This window comes from Parageobacillus toebii NBRC 107807 (assembly GCF_003688615.2).
Lineage (GTDB): Bacteria > Bacillota > Bacilli > Bacillales > Anoxybacillaceae > Parageobacillus_B > Parageobacillus_B toebii.
In genome coordinates this window covers 827,042-842,974 of sequence record NZ_CP049703.1, presented here as the reverse complement: position 1 = coordinate 842,974, position 15,933 = coordinate 827,042, and the positions used below count along the sequence as shown (strand labels likewise).

Annotated in this window: 17 protein-coding genes; 12 read left to right on the top strand and 5 right to left on the bottom strand. The window is 43.6% G+C overall.

What is annotated here, in order from left to right:
* Window positions 1-84: 84 nt before the first annotated feature.
* Complete coding sequence (gene hemQ / locus DER53_RS04330; protein ID WP_062754476.1) at window positions 85-831, bottom strand: hydrogen peroxide-dependent heme synthase; 747 nt, start codon at window positions 829-831, stop codon at window positions 85-87.
* 201 nt (window positions 832-1,032) lie between these two features.
* Here hemQ and pta point away from each other — a divergent pair, with 201 nt between their 5' ends.
* Window positions 1,033-2,007, top strand: a complete 975-nt coding sequence (pta, locus tag DER53_RS04325) for a phosphate acetyltransferase (protein ID WP_062754474.1) — start codon at window positions 1,033-1,035, stop codon at window positions 2,005-2,007.
* Between the two features lie 83 nt (window positions 2,008-2,090).
* The gene (gene lipL / locus DER53_RS04320; RefSeq protein WP_015865364.1) at window positions 2,091-2,927 is read left to right on the top strand and encodes an octanoyl-[GcvH]:protein N-octanoyltransferase; all 837 of its coding nucleotides are present in this window, start codon (window positions 2,091-2,093) and stop codon (window positions 2,925-2,927) included.
* Between the two features lie 32 nt (window positions 2,928-2,959).
* On the opposite strand, the gene DER53_RS04315 is transcribed toward lipL, so the two are convergent.
* Window positions 2,960-3,619 (bottom strand): RsfA family transcriptional regulator, encoded by a 660-nt coding sequence (locus tag DER53_RS04315; RefSeq protein WP_062754472.1) that lies wholly within the window; start codon window positions 3,617-3,619, stop codon window positions 2,960-2,962.
* 267 nt (window positions 3,620-3,886) lie between these two features.
* Here DER53_RS04315 and DER53_RS04310 point away from each other — a divergent pair, with 267 nt between their 5' ends.
* The 3 genes from DER53_RS04310 (at window position 3,887) to DER53_RS04300 (ending at window position 6,094) form a co-directional block, all read left to right on the top strand.
* On the top strand, window positions 3,887-4,114 hold the full coding sequence (locus DER53_RS04310; RefSeq protein ID WP_015865362.1) for a YuzB family protein: 228 nt from the start codon (window positions 3,887-3,889) through the stop codon (window positions 4,112-4,114).
* Window positions 4,115-4,260: 146 nt separating this feature from the next.
* Complete coding sequence (locus DER53_RS04305) at window positions 4,261-5,562, top strand: HD domain-containing protein (RefSeq protein ID WP_015865361.1); 1,302 nt, start codon at window positions 4,261-4,263, stop codon at window positions 5,560-5,562.
* A gap of 13 nt (window positions 5,563-5,575) precedes the next feature.
* A complete protein-coding gene (locus DER53_RS04300) occupies window positions 5,576-6,094 on the top strand; it encodes a YwgA family protein (RefSeq protein ID WP_015865360.1) in 519 nt (172 codons plus the stop codon).
* A 25-nt stretch (window positions 6,095-6,119) separates the two neighbouring features.
* Here the strand turns inward: DER53_RS04300 and DER53_RS04295 are convergent, their stop codons facing one another.
* Both DER53_RS04295 and DER53_RS04290 read right to left on the bottom strand, forming a co-directional pair.
* Window positions 6,120-7,421 carry an NCS2 family permease gene (locus DER53_RS04295; protein WP_062754470.1) on the bottom strand — a complete coding sequence of 434 codons (1,302 nt, stop codon included), beginning with the start codon at window positions 7,419-7,421 and terminating at the stop codon, window positions 6,120-6,122.
* A 109-nt stretch (window positions 7,422-7,530) separates the two neighbouring features.
* Window positions 7,531-7,716: a 2-hydroxymuconate tautomerase gene (locus DER53_RS04290; protein WP_015865358.1), complete on the bottom strand. Its 186-nt coding sequence runs from the start codon at window positions 7,714-7,716 to the stop codon at window positions 7,531-7,533.
* A gap of 125 nt (window positions 7,717-7,841) precedes the next feature.
* Between DER53_RS04290 and DER53_RS04285 the strand changes: the two genes are divergently transcribed.
* Together DER53_RS04285 and DER53_RS04280 are read left to right on the top strand one after the other, a co-directional pair.
* On the top strand, window positions 7,842-8,519 hold the full coding sequence (locus DER53_RS04285; RefSeq protein ID WP_015865357.1) for a site-2 protease family protein: 678 nt from the start codon (window positions 7,842-7,844) through the stop codon (window positions 8,517-8,519).
* A gap of 15 nt (window positions 8,520-8,534) precedes the next feature.
* The gene (locus DER53_RS04280; RefSeq protein WP_015865356.1) at window positions 8,535-9,047 is read left to right on the top strand and encodes a YwhD family protein; all 513 of its coding nucleotides are present in this window, start codon (window positions 8,535-8,537) and stop codon (window positions 9,045-9,047) included.
* A gap of 174 nt (window positions 9,048-9,221) precedes the next feature.
* On the opposite strand, the gene DER53_RS04275 is transcribed toward DER53_RS04280, so the two are convergent.
* Window positions 9,222-11,273, bottom strand: a complete 2,052-nt coding sequence (locus DER53_RS04275) for a transglycosylase domain-containing protein (RefSeq protein ID WP_062754468.1) — start codon at window positions 11,271-11,273, stop codon at window positions 9,222-9,224.
* Between the two features lie 198 nt (window positions 11,274-11,471).
* Between DER53_RS04275 and speE the strand changes: the two genes are divergently transcribed.
* The 5 genes from speE (at window position 11,472) to DER53_RS04250 (ending at window position 15,899) form a co-directional block, all read left to right on the top strand.
* Entirely contained in the window at window positions 11,472-12,299 is an 828-nt protein-coding gene (speE, locus tag DER53_RS04270; RefSeq protein WP_062678159.1) for a polyamine aminopropyltransferase, read from the top strand.
* Window positions 12,300-12,314: 15 nt separating this feature from the next.
* Window positions 12,315-13,199, top strand: coding sequence for an agmatinase (speB, locus tag DER53_RS04265; protein ID WP_062754466.1), 885 nt, complete (start codon window positions 12,315-12,317; stop codon window positions 13,197-13,199).
* A gap of 264 nt (window positions 13,200-13,463) precedes the next feature.
* The gene (locus DER53_RS04260; protein WP_062754464.1) at window positions 13,464-13,895 is read left to right on the top strand and encodes a YwiB family protein; all 432 of its coding nucleotides are present in this window, start codon (window positions 13,464-13,466) and stop codon (window positions 13,893-13,895) included.
* 4 nt (window positions 13,896-13,899) lie between these two features.
* Complete coding sequence (gene argS, locus DER53_RS04255; RefSeq protein WP_062678156.1) at window positions 13,900-15,570, top strand: arginine--tRNA ligase; 1,671 nt, start codon at window positions 13,900-13,902, stop codon at window positions 15,568-15,570.
* Between the two features lie 161 nt (window positions 15,571-15,731).
* Window positions 15,732-15,899, top strand: a complete 168-nt coding sequence (locus DER53_RS04250) for a XapX domain-containing protein (RefSeq protein ID WP_015865350.1) — start codon at window positions 15,732-15,734, stop codon at window positions 15,897-15,899.
* The last annotated feature ends 34 nt before the right edge of the window (window positions 15,900-15,933 follow it).

Genomic DNA, 15,933 nt, shown 5'->3' with positions numbered 1-15,933 from the left:
TATGGGGAAGAAAAACGGTATATGACAGAAAAAACGGAGATTGTCCAAAAAAAATCGGGGATGCTTGATGCATCCCCGTCGAGGTTACACGTGTAAAAATACCGGTACTTTTTCTACTGTTAAACGATTTCCAACAAAGAACGATCCAAATTCCCCGTAGCGGGCACTGACCTCGTCAAAACGCATCTCATAAACAAGCTTTTTAAATTGCAATGCGTCATCAGAGAATAATGTAACGCCCCATTCAAAGTCATCTAAACCGACGGAGCCAGTGATAATTTGCGTCACTTTGCCGGCATATTTTCGACCTGTCAGACCATGGGCGCGCATTAAATTGCGGCGTTCTTCCATGGAAAGCATATACCAGTTGTCATTGCCTTGACGACGCTTGTCCATAGGATAGAAGCAAACATGTTTCGTTTTCGGCAAAATTGGATAGAGGCGGCGGCGCACTTCCGGAATTTGATAAGGATCCTCGTCGCCGGAGGCTAAGTAGTTGCTTAGCTCGACAACAGAAACATATGAATAGGCCGGCACCAAAAATTCAGCCAGTTTTGTTTTGTTTAGCGCCGTTTCGATTTCATTTAATTCTTCGATCGTCGGACGTAAAATCATAAACATAATATCTGCCTTTTGACCGACGATCGTATAAATCGCGTGACTGCCTTCTTTTTTATCTTCTGTTTCCTGCCATTTTTCGACTAAAGATAAAAACTCACGAATCGCTGCTTCACGCTCATCACTCGTTAACGTTTTCCAAGCGCTCCAATCGATCGAGCGGAAATCATGAAGACAATACCAACCATCGAGTGTTTGTGCAGCTTCACTCATTATATTCACTCCTTATATGTAATTTACAGTTCTACTATACCATAGTTTAGCCAAAAAAACGCGAATGTCGCATGTGGAAGCCAGTAAACTGAATTATTTTAATAAATCGACTATTCATTGCAAGTGCTTAAATTGGTTGCGTTTCTACATAATAAGAGTATCCTAGTATATGGGGATTTTTTATATTGAGGAGGATTATTCGTGAGTAGCGATTTATTTTCTGCCTTAAAAGAAAAAGTAGTAGGAAAACAACGGAAAATTGTGTTTCCGGAAGGTCTTGATGAGCGTATTTTAACTGCGGTAAGCCGTCTGGCCAATGAACAAGTTGTCACACCGATTGTGATCGGCAACGAGGAAGCGGTAAAACAAAAAGCAAGTGAGCTTGGATTGACCCTTCCGAATGTCGAAATCATCGACCCGCATCAATACGAGGGAATGGACGAGCTTGTCAAAGCATTTGTCGAACGCCGCAACGGAAAAGTGACAGAAGAAGCGGCGCGGGAAATGCTTCTCGATGAAAATTACTTTGGCACCATGCTTGTGTACATGGATAAAGCGCATGGGCTTGTAAGCGGTGCGGCACATTCGACTGCCGATACAGTAAGACCTGCATTGCAAATTATTAAAACGAAACCAGGCATCCGCAAAACGTCAGGCGTATTTATTATGGTGCGCGGTGACGAGAAGTACGTGTTTGCCGATTGCGCGATTAACATTGCGCCAGACAGCCAAGATTTAGCGGAAATTGCTGTAGAGAGCGCCAACACCGCAAAAATGTTCGATATCGAACCACGTGTGGCGATGTTAAGCTTTTCGACAAAAGGATCGGCGAAATCACCGGAAACGGAAAAAGTCGTCGAAGCGGTGCGGCTTGCGAAAGAAATGGCGCCAGACTTAGTGTTAGACGGCGAGTTTCAATTCGACGCGGCGTTCGTTCCATCTGTCGCGAAAAAGAAAGCGCCGGATTCGGTCATTCAAGGAGATGCGAATGTATTTATCTTCCCAAGCTTAGAAGCGGGAAATATCGGTTATAAAATCGCTCAGCGTCTCGGTAATTTTGAAGCAGTCGGTCCGATTTTGCAAGGGCTGAATAAGCCTGTTAACGACCTGTCTCGCGGCTGCAATGCGGAAGATGTGTACAAGCTTACGCTCATTACCGCGGCGCAATCGCTATAATCGAAAAAAGGGTGACAAGTGGTCACCCTTTTTTCATATTGTGATATAATTTTTGGCAGATTACTTCGTTAAGGAGAAAAGCAATGGTTCACGAATTGTTGCAACAGGCGAAATGGCGCATTATTGATCAGTCGAATTTCGGCCCGATGTTTGATGCGAAACAATCGTTTGCGATCGATGATACACTTTGCACATCGGTAGGAACGGGACAGTCTGATACGGTCGTTCGTACATGGGTTCATTACAATACGGTAGTATTGGGGATTCAAGATGCGAAGCTCCCCTATTTGCATGATGCGGTGTCATTTTTAAAGGCGCAAAAGTACAATGTCATTGTCCGTAATTCTGGGGGGCTTGCCGTCGTGCTGGATGAAGGGGTGCTCAATATATCCCTCATTTTTCCGGAAACGACGAAAGCAATTGATATCAACCAAGGATATGAAGCGATGTGGCAGCTTATACAGGCGATGTTTTCGGCTTACAATAAAACGATTGAAGCGAGGGAAATCGTCGGTTCGTATTGTCCGGGAAGCTATGATTTAAGCATTGCTGGAAAAAAATTTGCCGGTATTTCTCAGCGGCGCGTGCGCGGTGGAGTCGCGGTGCAAATTTATTTATGCATAAATGGAAGCGGATCAGCGCGGGCGGAGTTAATCCGGCAGTTTTATGAGCTTGGACTAAAAGGAGAAACGACGAAGTTCGTATACCCGACGATTGTTCCAAGCACGATGGCATCGCTTTCCGAATTGTTAAACGAGGATTTGACGATACCGTCGGTCATGCTTTTGTTGCTTCGCACGCTGCAATCGTTTGGCGGCGAGCTTTATTCGTCCGCTTTGACCGGGGAGGAGCTATCGCTATACGAATATTATTGGGATCGGATCGTCAAGCGGAATGAGAAAGCGTTGATGACACAATAATGGCTGCCTCGATGGAACCGGGCAGCCATTATTTATTCTGCGATTTTTTCCAGATTTCCGTTTTGGTCCATTCGGAATTTGAGCGTTTGCCGCTCTTCTTCCTCTTGCAAGACAAGTTTGCGGGCTCTATTAATAATTCTTACTAATGTTTCATAATCTTCTTGAATCGTGGAAGAGTTTTCTTCTAATTTGGCAATTTTCTTTTCTAATTCTTCATTTTTTGCGCGCATTTCTTCATTTTCTTTTCGTAAACGCTCGTTTTCTTTTGCTAATGCTTCGTGGTTGCGGTGAGTTGTTTTTAATGTTTGTAAAAAGGCAATCACGTGATCGATCGTCATCGACGCTGTTTCATTGGAAGGAGATACAACAGCTGGTAATTGGGCGATTTCTCCTATTTCCTCCAAAGAAGGAACCGGTGGATTGTACAACAATTTTTTCTTCCCGCCTTGCTGTTTTCCTAAAAGGCGCTGCCGTTCTTTTCGCTGCCGTTTGGCGAGCTGCAATGCTTGCTCATAGCGACGACGGACAACCGCGTTCCAGCGGAATCCGCAGGCGGCTGATGTTCGGTTTAGTTTGTCTCCAACTTCTTCAAACGCGTTAAGCTGTGTGCTTCCTTCCCGCACATGCCGCAACACCGTTTCCGCTAATAGCAAATCATCTTCTTCTGTCCATGCATCTTGACGTTGTTTCATTATTCTCAACTCCCTTTTTTTTCTTGTTTGCTAGTAGAAGCATGGACAAAAATAGTAAATTTTATACTATTTTTAGTTTCCGTGAATAAAAATTTGCAAGAGTTGCTGTCTATGCGAAAAAAGAACTTGCTAACTTTCGTTATACAAACATAAGGAAGTAAATGGAATCAAGACTTCAAGCAAACAAACTTGCATTGGCGAAAAAGAAGCGTTAGAATACACGTTAGTGTAATCCACAGGGCAAGCGAAGAGAAAGGGTGACAAGAGATGGCGAATGAATTTCGCGTCTGTGACGATTGTAAAGCACCAAATTTAAAAACGTTGATTCCCCGTTTGAAAAAGCTGGATCCAAACGCGACGATTAAAATTGGCTGCCAGTCGTATTGCGGTCCCGGCCGCAAAAAAACGTTTGCCTTTGTCAATAACCGTCCAGTCTCCGCGCTGACAGAAGATGAGCTTATTGAAAAAATTGCCGAAAGATTAAAGAAAAGCTAAAATCGCCTTCATTTTTTAAGAAGAAGGTGATTTTTTGTTTCTATTTTTAGGAAATACTGATAGTTGAAGGGGGAAAAATCAAGTATTTTTTTATCATTTGAAACGGCTTATAATAGATTCATGTTAGAAATGAAAGAGGGGATAACATGGTATATCCCGGCGGGCAACTGAGTGAGGAGAAAGTATTTAAAGATCCAGTTCATCGATATATACACGTTCGCGACAAAGTTATCTGGGATTTAATCGGAACGAAAGAATTTCAACGATTGCGCCGCATTAAACAGCTCGGTACGACGTATTTGACGTTCCACGGCGCCGAACATAGCCGCTTTAACCATTCGCTTGGAGTCTATGAAATTATTCGCCGCATTGTTGATGATGTGTTCGTCGGCCGCGAACATTGGGACCATAGCGAACGGCTCCTATGTTTATGTGCGGCCCTGCTGCACGATTTAGGCCACGGTCCGTTTTCCCATTCATTTGAAAAAGTATTTCATCTTGATCATGAAGATTTTACCCAGGCGATTATTTTAGGGGATACGGAAGTAAATGAAGTGCTTCGGCGCGTAGGAGAGGATTTTCCAAAAAAAGTGGCCGAAGTCATTGCGAAAACATATCCGAATAAACTGGTTGTCAGCTTAATTTCGGGTCAAATTGACGCCGATCGAATGGATTATTTGTTAAGAGATGCGTATTATACCGGCGTCAGTTATGGCAATTTTGATATGGAGCGGATTTTGCGCGTCATGCGCCCGCGCGAAGATCAAGTGGTCATTAAGCGAAGCGGCATGCATGCGGTGGAAGACTATATTATGAGCCGCTATCAAATGTATTGGCAAGTATATTTTCATCCAGTGACGCGCAGTGCCGAAGTCATTTTAACGAAAATTTTGCATCGGGCGAAAAAGTTGCATGAAGAAGGATACAATTTTCAAACGAAACCGGTTCATTTTTATTCTCTCTTTACTGGAAAGGTAGATTTACAAGATTATTTAAAGCTTGATGAAGCGGTCATATTATTTTATTTCCAGCAATGGCAAGACGAGCGTGACGCGATTTTAAGCGACCTATGCCGTCGTTTTGTGAATCGTCATTTATTCAAATATGTCGAATTTAATCCAACAAATGAACAGATGACAAAGCTGATCGAACTGACAAACTTATTTAAAAAAGCGGGCATTGATCCGGAATATTACTTAGTTGTCGATTCTTCTTCCGATTTGCCGTACGATTTTTATCGTCCGGGCGAAGAAGGGGAGCGGCTGCCGATTTACTTGTTAATGCCGAACGGAGAGCTCCGCGAACTGTCACGGGAATCAGTGCTTGTCGATGCGATTTCCGGAAAGCGGAGAACCGACCATAAGCTATATTTTCCAGCTGATTTCATTTATGATTTTTCAACGAAGCGGACAACCAAGAAAAAAATTATCGAAATTTTAGAGGGTTAGGAGATGACGGGGAGTGTTCACAGAGCATGCAAAAGTGATGAAGGCGTTGGCGGCAGCTGGGGAAATTGTTGGTCGCAAAAAGCTACAAAAAATGATTTATATCGCGAAAAAATTACAGTTTCCATTTTACGAGAAGTTTGACTTTCACTTCTATGGACCGTATTCCGAAGAATTGACATGCCGCGTTGAGGAGCTTTGCGATTTAGGATTTTTGCATGAAGTAAAAGAGAAAAAGGGCGGTTATTTCCAATATCGCTACACGTTGACGGAAGCAGGAAAGCAGTTTTTAAACCACTACGAGTTGGACATGCCTCATTTACAAGAATGTATGCAAGATATGAATGAACAAAATTCGCGGTTTTTGGAACTCGTATCGACAGTGCTGTATTTTGAGCATTTAACGAAAGATGAAGTGAAAGAAAAAGTATTTTTATTAAAAAGCAAGCAGCGTTATACGGAAGAAGAAATTGAGCAAGCGTATGCGTACATAGAGAAATTGCGCGCCAAAGTAAAAAACGAAGTCCACGCCTGAACGGGACTTCGTTTTTTTTGTTGCGTTAATGCGGCAGGAAGGCAAGCTGATAGAAGAAGAGGACGGCAAAGATATAAACGAGCGGATGTACTTCACGCCATTTGCCGCGCGTGATTTTTAACAGCGGGTAGGAAATAAAGCCGAGCGCGATTCCTGTTGCGATGCTGGAAGTAAGCGGCATGCTTAAAATAATGAGAAACGCTGGGAATGCCTCATCTAATTGATCCCACTGAATGTGAGCGATGCTGCCCATCATTAAGCTTCCGACGATAATAAGCGCCGGCGCGGTAATCGCCGAAATGCCGGATACGGCGCCAACAAGCGGCCCGAAAAAGGAGGATAATATAAATAATATGGCGACCGTTAACGCTGTAATACCTGTGCGCCCTCCGGCGGCAACTCCCGAAGAAGATTCGATATAAGCGGATGTTGGGCTAGTGCCGAACATTGCTCCGATCGTGGTTGCGATAGAGTCGGAAAGCAATGCTTCACGGGCGCGCGGCATCGTTTTTCCTTTCATCAGTCCGGCTTGCTGGGCTACGCCAATCATCGTTCCCGTCGTGTCAAAAATTGTCACAAGCAAAAAGGAAAATACAACGGCATACAATCCGTAATGGATGACATCGCTAATGGCGGTAAGCGGATTGGCGACAACAAGCCCTTCCGGAAGCGATGGCATAGAAACGAAGCCTTTTTCAAATTTCAATTGTCCGGTGAAATAAGCAATCACTCCGGTGATGACCATCCCGAAAAAGAGCGCGCCGTTGACGCCAAGCGACATAAGCACAAGCGTAGCCGCTAAACCGACTAACGTCAGAATGACCGATGGAGAGTGCAAATCCCCTAGCGCGACTAAGTTTTGTGGATGCCCTTGGATAATGCCGGTGAGGCGCATGCCGATAAATGCGATAAACAAGCCGATTCCAGCGGTAATGCCATGTTTTAAGTTTTCTGGAATCGCTTCGATCAGCTTGCTGCGAAATGGCGTCAGCGACAAAATGACGAAAATGATTCCGGCAACGAACACAGCCGAGAACGCCACTTCATAGGAAATATTGCCATGCGAACCAACAACGGAGTAGGCAAAATATGCGTTTAACCCCATTCCCGGCGCAATTGCGATCGGATAGTTCGCAAACAGCGCCATCCATAGCGTTCCGATGACGGTAGCGATAATCGTGGCGGTGAACACTTGGGAAAATGGAACGCCGGCATCCGATAATACAACAGGGTTCACGACGATGATATATACCATTGTTAAAAACGTCGTAAATCCTGCAATGATTTCTGTTTTTAAATTCGTGTTATGTTTCGTTAAATCAAACATCGTTTACCTCCAAAAAACGAACATTTTTAAATGCATATATAATAATATTCGTTTTTAAAAAAATTAGCAATAAAAAAAAGCAAGGAACATAATAAAAGTTCCTTGCCTATTATTCGTCGCTCAAACGTTTTCCGCCAATAGCGTAATGATTTTTTGACATTTCTTCAATAAAAACGACAATTTTGTCTTTTGAGGCGCCTGTTGTTTCGGCGACCGCTTCTGTTACTTTTTCGACAAGCGCCTTTTTCTGCTCTTCCGTACGTCCTTCGAGCATTTTGATCGTAACATAAGGCATGGCCCGTCCTCCTTTTGGTCATCTGTCGCGTTTATTATATCATGAAAAATGGAACTTTAGTCCACTTTTTCTGTCAAATCATGTATACTTAAGTAATAAATGAATGGAAAAAGGAGTTAAAAAAAGTGGAACAATTATTGCCTTATTCGCTTAATGAAATTCCATATGTGTTTATGACGCTTGCGATTGCTTTTTCAATTCACGAATTTGCCCATGCCTATGTCGCTTATAAGTTTGGAGACCCGACGGCAAAAAACGAAGGAAGATTAACGTTATCGCCGCTTGCTCATCTTGATCTGCTCGGTACATTGCTTATTTTTCTCGCCGGATTTGGCTGGGCAAAACCTGTTCCAGTGAATCGTTTTCACTTTAAACATCCTCGCCTTGCCGGGATTCTTGTATCAGTTGCAGGCCCCTTAAGCAATTTATTGCTTGCCGCCCTTGGTTTTCTTGTGTGGTATAGCATGATTTATTTCGGAATTATGCAGGCGATCCCAGATTGGTTTGCTGCGGGATTTGATTTATTTTTTCAAATTTTTATTGGCTTAAATACGGTATTGTTTGTATTTAACTTGCTTCCATTTCCCCCACTCGATGGTTATCGGATTATCGAGGATTTGGCCCCGCAAGGCATTCGCGCGAAAATGGCGCAGTGGGAAAGTTACGGAGCGCTTATTTTTCTTATTCTTGTGTTGACGCCGCTTGACCGCTATACGATACAGCCGATTTTTCATGTGGCGATTCCGTTTGTATTAGAAAACTTGCAATCATTTTTTTCTACATTATTCTTTTTTAAGTCGTGAAGGAGGCGTTTTTGGATGGAGAAGAAAAAGAAAACGATCGGGTTTAATATCATTAAAGATGATCCAACGGGCGGCCACGGCGGGTTTGGCGCAGGGGTATTAAGCTTGGAAAATGTTTCTCCGGTGATTATCGATGTCGAAGCGGGGGAAGCGTTCGTAGATATGGGAGCGATGCATGCCCGGAGCGCAGTGGAACGGGGAATTAAATTTTTGCCAAATCGCGATGAAGTGCCAAACGGAAAACCGTATTGGATCGTATGGGTAACGATTGAGCGAAAAGAAGATGGACCGTATTATGCCGGCGTAACGGCGTGCGAAATGACGGTCGACAGGGAGGCTCGCCGCGGCTATAAACTGCTTCCAGAGCATGTAAATCGTCTAGATAAGTCATTAAAGCGCCATATTATCGTGGATCATATGGATGAGAAATCAAAACGGGTGCTTGCGGACTTTTTAAAGAAACACGATATCGAAATGTGGAATCGTTCGAGTGAGGAATTGAAAAAAGGACTCGAAGGCGAAAAATAACAAGAGAAGATGCCCATGCTTTCATGAAATTCCATATATGTGACATTTTTGTGAATGTTATGTGACGAATACTTGTCGTCTAACAGGAAACAGGGTAAACTAGACCTAAATGTATAACACAATAAAACTAGGACAGGAAAACCCCTCAAGCGATTTCGCTTGAGGGGTTTTCCTTTAGAACCAAGGGAACAGTTTTTCAAACCAATTTTTCTGCTTTTCTTTTTTCTTTGATTTCTTTTGATGTAAATGGTCGGTGCAGTAGTCGTTCGGTTCTGAGCCAGAGATATAATAAGTAAGACGCTTTACCGGACATGACTTTGTCGCAAGTTTGCCGTTATCCGGATCGACATAGACCCCAACGACCCCTTTGGTTGGTTTAAACTTTTTCTTTGGTTTTCCTTGCAAACTTTTTTCCATAAATTGCACCCAAATTTGTTTTGCATATTGTTTCTCCGCAATTTTATCAATCGTTTCCCCGCGGTCGTAACCGGTCCATACCCCTGCAACTAGTTGTGGCGAAAATCCAATCATCCAGCTATCTGTTTCTGTTGTTCCCGATTTTCCTGCGTATGGGCGTGTGATCTCCTTTCGAATCGATTGCCCGGTGACTGTTGTATAATCATTTAATTTCGGATCAAACATGCCTGTCATCAGCTGAGTCGTTACATATGCGGCGTCCGGATCTAGCACTTGTTTGCTTGATGGTTTGTATTCGTAAATTGTTTCTCCATGATGATTGACGACTTTTTTAATAAAAACTGGCTCGACTTTTTTGCCGTTATTGGCAAATACGCTGTAAGCTTTCACCATATCGATCACTTTCACCGGCGATGTTCCGAGCGCGAGTGAAGGAACAGCTTTTAATTTGCTTGTAATGCCTAGTTTTTTCGCTGTCTCTACCAGTTTTTCCTCACCGATAAACAAATGCGTTTTTACAGCAAATACGTTGTCTGATAGCGCGATGGCTTGAGCGAGCGTAATCGAGTCGTTCGCATAGTAGTTATTGTAGTTATGTGGTGTATACGTTGCTTTTCCATTGTCAAAGGCAAAGGTGGTCAACTCGCTTCGCATTTGTGTAGACGGCGTAAATCCCTGTTGAATGGCTGCGTAGTATAGAAATGGTTTAAACGTAGAGCCCGGCTGCCGTTCCGCTTGCACGGCGCGGTTGAAAGGGCTTTTGTTGTAATCTCTGCCGCCGACGAGCGCTTTTACTTCTCCTGTGCGCGGATCCATCGCTACAAGTGCCGCTTGAATGTTCGAGTGAGGGTCAATGATGTCATGAATGTTTTGTTCCGCAATTTCCTGCATTTTCGTATTCAGCGATGTATACACGCGCAATCCGCCCATTTCAATCGTGCGTTCATCCAATCCTAATTGATTTCGCAGCACATATTTCACTACATCTTGAAAATAAGGGGCGATCTTTTTCGTTTCTATTTTGTGATGGGGAGAATAAACAAGCGGTTCTTTATACGCTTGTTCCGCTTCTTTTTTGCTGATGTATCCAGTTTCCGCCATTGACAAAAGCACCGTTTTTTGCCGCGCTTTTGCCCGCTTCTCATCAATAAGTGGCGAATAGTAATATGGACCTTTCGGAATTCCGGCTAACATTGCCGCTTCGCTTAAGGTAAGCTGTTTTGCCGGTTTTCCAAAATAATGATGAGCAGCCGCTTCAATTCCGTAAGCGCCATGGCCGTAGTAAATGGTGTTTAAGTATCCTTCTAAAATTTGTTTTTTGCTGTAATTCGCTTCGAGGCGAATCGTATATAATGCTTCTTGCAATTTCCGCGTCCATGTTTTCTCGTGATTCAAAAATAAATTTCGCGCATATTGCTGGGTGATGGTGCTTGCTCCTTGCACTTTCGCCATCGCCTTTATATCGGCAATAATGGCCCCGATAATGCGCTTTATATCAAAGCCGTGATGTTCATAAAATTTCCGATCTTCTACAGCAACCGTTGCTTGTACAATATAGGGGGATATATCATCAAGGTCTACCCAGTAACGCGTCTGCCCGTTATCGCTCTCGCCGATTTTTGTGCCATCATCCGCATAAAAAATCGTCGTTTGCGGCACTGCTAAAGGCGGGGCTCCTTTTAATTTGGCAAACGCGATCAAACCGGCAAGCGTAACGACGAATAAGATTGCTAGGATAAAACTAATAAAAACGAACGCCCGAATGTATTTCCATGTTCCGCGAAACCGGCTGCTTGGAATGATTTCCAACGTTCATCACCTCATGATCGTCTTTGTATTAGTATGCAAAAATTTTTTTTATTTTAAACATTTTTCTATTAAGTTTCACTTGCATTTTTGCTAGATTGCTCTATACTTTTTCATGTTTGGTTTTTTCTTTACCAGGGAAAGATGAAAAGTAGTATATAGTTATGATAGACGAAACGAGTAAAGGAAGGGTTGTTGAAGATGGAATTATGGTTTACGGAAAAGCAGACAGAGCATTTTGGCATTACAGCGAGAATTAAACGAACTTTACATACAGAGCAAACCCCATTTCAAAAGCTGGACATGGTGGAGACAGTAGAGTTCGGCAATATGCTTATTTTAGACGGAATGGTGATGACAACGCAAAAAGATGAGTTTGTGTACCACGAAATGGTTGCACACGTTCCGCTCTTCACCCACCCGAATCCGGAAAATGTGCTTGTCGTTGGCGGCGGCGATGGCGGTGTTATTCGTGAAGTGTTAAAACACCCGAGCGTAAAAAAAGTGACATTAGTGGAGATTGATGGAAAAGTGATTGAATGCTCAAAAAAATATCTTCCGGAAATTGCTGGAAAGTTAGATGACCCGCGTGTAGAAGTAAAAGTGGATGACGGTTTTATGCATATTGCGAAAAGTGAAAACGAATATGACGTCATTATGGTCGATTCGACAGAGCCAGTCGGCCCGGCTGTCAACTTATTTACAAAAGGTTTTTATGCTGGAATCGCAAAGGCTTTGAAAGAAGACGGCATTTTTGTCGCACAAACAGACAACCCTTGGTTTAAAGCAGACTTAATCCGTAATGTTTATCGCGATGTTCGCGAAATTTTCCCGATTACGCGTCTATACACTGCCAATATCCCGACATATCCAAGCGGTCTATGGACGTTTACGATCGGCTCGAAAAAATACGATCCGCTTGAAGTAAGCGATGAACGCTTCCACGATATTGAGACGAAATATTACACAAAAGAGCTTCATAAAGCTTGCTTTGTTCTGCCGAAATTTGTCGCTGATTTATTGAAGTAAGGGAGGGTCATGACGATGCGATTTGATGAGGCGTATTCGGGTAATGTGTTTATTAAAAGCCATCCGAATTTTGAGGAAAGCGAAGCGGTGATTTACGGAATGCCGATGGATTGGACGGTAAGCTACCGTCCTGGTTCCCGCTTCGGTCCGGCACGCATTCGCGAAGTATCGATCGGCTTGGAAGAATATAGCCCGTATTTAGATCGCGAACTTGAAGAGGTAAAATATTTTGATGCGGGCGATATTCCGCTTCCGTTTGGAAACGCGCAGCGCAGTTTAGAGATCATTGAAGACTTCGTGGATAAAATTTTAGCGGCCGATAAATTCCCGCTTGGCATCGGCGGCGAACATCTCGTTTCTTGGCCGGTCATTAAAGCGGTGTATAAAAAATATCCCGATTTAGCGGTCATCCATATGGACGCTCATACCGACTTGCGTGAACATTATGAGGGCGAACCGCTGTCCCATGCGACGCCGATTCGCAAAGTAGCAGAGCTTATCGGCCCGACCAACGTATTTTCGTTCGGCATTCGTTCTGGCATGAAAGAAGAATTCGAGTGGGCGAAAGAGAACGGGATGTACATCGCAAAATTTGAAGTGCTCGAGCCGCTAAAAGAAGTGCTTCCAAAGCTGGCTGGACGTCCGGTGTACGTGACGATTGATATCGATGTTTTGGACCCTGCCCACGCCCCGGGCACGGGAACGGTCGACGCCGGCGGCATTACGTCTAAAGAACTGTTGGCGGCGATCCATGAAATCGCGAAATCGGATGTTTGCGTCGTCGGAGCGGATTTAGTGGAAGTAGCTCCTATTTACGACCATTCGGAACAAACCGCCAACACCGCAAGCAAACTCATTCGCGAAATGATTCTCGGCTGGGTGCAAAAACGGAACGCATAAACGAGGTGGAAGGTCGTTTTTCTGGTGCAGGCAAAAAGCATCCTTGCTATGGTAGCGAGATATGCCCATGACAAAATATTTGCAGCGAAAATCCTGCCTTTGATTGAAAAAGGCAGGATTTTTTATATTTTTTGGGAATATAGACCGATACTTACGATTTATTCATGATCCGCACGTCTCATCCTCTTGAACATTAGGAAACGATTCCTTTATACTTAATAAAGTTAGTTATTACTTGTTTTGGATCATAAGGATGTGTCCTTGATGGAAAAGCAAAATGGAATTCCTATTCGCCTCAAGCAAATTACCAATATTCGTGACGGATTTCGCAAAGAAACGGTTGCTTTGGAAACGGAAGGATTTTACTACATAAAAGAAAATGCCGTTTATTTGCAATTTGAGGAACAGCAAGAACTAGGCAAAGTAAACACGGTGATGAAAATAACGGATCATGAAGTTGTCGTAATGCGGTCCGGAGCGGTTCGGATGCGCCATGTCTTTCGCAAAACAGAAGAAACGACTGGACACTACCATACTCCGTTTGGACAGTGGACGATAAAAACAAAAACGGACAATATTGAATTTCGGTATAATGAAAAAAGAAAGAAAGGACACCTATTTTTATCGTATCAATTGGAGATGCAAAACGAACAAGCAGGACGTCATGCGATGACGATCATGTTTAAGGAGGCATAGATTCATGAATATTGTCGAACAAATGAAAGAACGCATTAAAGAGGAAATTAAACGCGCTGTCGTAAGCGCAGGGCTTGCTGCGGAGGAAGAAGTGCCAGATGTCATTTTGGAAGTACCGAGAGAGAAAGCGCATGGGGATTACTCGACAAATATGGCGATGCAGCTAGCGCGCATTGCAAAAAAACCTCCGCGCGCAATTGCCGAAGAAATCGTCCAGCATATGGATAAAACAAAAGCGTCGATTGAAAAAATTGATATTGCCGGTCCTGGCTTCATTAACTTTTACATGGACAACCGTTACCTTACGGAGCTCATTCCAACGATTATTCAAGCCGGCGCATCTTACGGTGAAACAAATGTCGGAAAAGGACAAAAAGTCCAAGTGGAGTTTGTTTCCGCGAATCCAACTGGGGACTTGCATTTAGGGCATGCGCGCGGCGCGGCGGTTGGAGATTCTTTATGCAATATTTTAGAAAAAGCGGGGTTTGACGTAACGCGCGAATATTATATTAACGATGCCGGAAATCAAATTTACAATTTGGCGAAATCGGTGGAAGCTCGTTATTTCCAAGCGCTCGGGATCGATAAAGAAATGCCGGAGGACGGCTATTATGGCGAAGATATTATCGAAATCGGGAAAAAGCTCGCCGAGGAGCATGGCGACAAGTATGTTCATATGGATGAACAAGAACGTCTCGCCTTTTTCCGCGAGTACGGACTCAATTATGAATTAGAAAAGATTAAAAAAGATTTGGCAGACTTCCGCGTGACGTTTGACGTTTGGTATTCGGAGACATCTTTATACACAAGCGGAAAAATTGATGAAACGTTAGCCATATTGCGCGAACGCGGGCATATTTACGAAAAAGATGGCGCGACATGGTTCCGTTCGACAACGTTTGGCGACGACAAAGACCGCGTCTTAATTAAGAAAGACGGTACATATACGTATTTGTTGCCGGATATCGCCTACCACCAAGACAAGCTGCGTCGCGGCTTTACAAAAATCATTAACATTTGGGGCGCAGACCACCATGGTTATATTCCTCGGATGAAGGCGGCAATTGAGGCGCTTGGCTATGATCCTGACGTGCTCGAAGTCGAAATCATTCAATTAGTCAATTTGTATCAAAACGGCGAAAGAGTGAAAATGAGCAAACGGACCGGAAAAGCGGTGACCATGCGCGAATTAATGGAAGAAGTCGGTCTTGACGCGACGCGTTACTTCTTTGCGATGCGCTCAAGCGACACTCATTTAGACTTTGATATGGACCTTGCCGTATCGCAGTCGAATGAAAACCCAGTGTACTACGTACAATACGCTCATGCGCGCGTTTCTAGCATTCTTCGTCAAGGGGAAGAACTGCAGTTATCGTACGAAGGAGATTTGCAGCTTGATTATATCCAAACCGAAAAAGAAATCGAGCTATTGAAAAAACTAGGGGAATTTCCAAGCGCAGTTTCGGAAGCGGCGATCAAACGGATGCCGCATCGGATCACTGGCTATGTTTTTGAGTTAGCATCAGCATTGCATAGCTTTTACAATGCAGAAAAAGTACTAGATCCAGAAAACATCGAAAAAAGCCGTGCCCGTTTAGCGTTAATGAAAGCCGTCCAAATCACGCTACAAAACGCTTTAGCGCTCATTGGCGTATCCGCTCCAGAAAAGATGTAAGAAAATCGGCGGATCAGCGTGAAAGACGGAAAGCAGTAAAAACGGAAGACGTTTTTCGACAATAATGATACAATAGACATGGGATAGAGGGGGACTTTCAGAGTGACCCCTCTTTCTTATGGGCATAATGACAATAAAAAAGCACACATGGAGGAAAACCGATGAAAGAAGTGATTTTATCATTAGTGACAGGCATCGTGGTCGGTTTCTTATTTACGCTGTTTCGTTTGCCGATCCCTGCTCCTCCAGCATTAGCGGGCATTGCTGGCATTGTTGGAGTATACCTAGGAATGAAAGTGTTTGAATGGGTAAGTTATTTTTGGAAATAAAACAATGTTGAGGGCGATTCCCTCAACATTGTTT

What these genes read in the sequence shown, in the direction of transcription:
- DER53_RS04290 (WP_015865358.1), bottom strand. Translation starts at nt 7,716, where the DNA reads ATGCCTTATGTTACGATCAAAATGCTCGAAGGACGTACGGAAGAGCAG.
- speB (WP_062754466.1), top strand. Translation starts at nt 12,315, where the DNA reads ATGCGATTTGATGAGGCGTATTCGGGTAATGTGTTTATTAAAAGCCAT.
- argS (WP_062678156.1), top strand. Translation starts at nt 13,900, where the DNA reads ATGAATATTGTCGAACAAATGAAAGAACGCATTAAAGAGGAAATTAAA.
- DER53_RS04250 (WP_015865350.1), top strand. Translation starts at nt 15,732, where the DNA reads ATGAAAGAAGTGATTTTATCATTAGTGACAGGCATCGTGGTCGGTTTC.
- DER53_RS04260 (WP_062754464.1), top strand. Translation starts at nt 13,464, where the DNA reads ATGGAAAAGCAAAATGGAATTCCTATTCGCCTCAAGCAAATTACCAAT.
- DER53_RS04295 (WP_062754470.1), bottom strand. Translation starts at nt 7,421, where the DNA reads ATGTTTGATTTAACGAAACATAACACGAATTTAAAAACAGAAATCATT.
- speE (WP_062678159.1), top strand. Translation starts at nt 11,472, where the DNA reads ATGGAATTATGGTTTACGGAAAAGCAGACAGAGCATTTTGGCATTACA.
- DER53_RS04305 (WP_015865361.1), top strand. Translation starts at nt 4,261, where the DNA reads ATGGTATATCCCGGCGGGCAACTGAGTGAGGAGAAAGTATTTAAAGAT.
- DER53_RS04315 (WP_062754472.1), bottom strand. Translation starts at nt 3,619, where the DNA reads ATGAAACAACGTCAAGATGCATGGACAGAAGAAGATGATTTGCTATTA.
- lipL (WP_015865364.1), top strand. Translation starts at nt 2,091, where the DNA reads ATGGTTCACGAATTGTTGCAACAGGCGAAATGGCGCATTATTGATCAG.
- DER53_RS04310 (WP_015865362.1), top strand. Translation starts at nt 3,887, where the DNA reads ATGGCGAATGAATTTCGCGTCTGTGACGATTGTAAAGCACCAAATTTA.
- hemQ (WP_062754476.1), bottom strand. Translation starts at nt 831, where the DNA reads ATGAGTGAAGCTGCACAAACACTCGATGGTTGGTATTGTCTTCATGAT.
- DER53_RS04280 (WP_015865356.1), top strand. Translation starts at nt 8,535, where the DNA reads ATGGAGAAGAAAAAGAAAACGATCGGGTTTAATATCATTAAAGATGAT.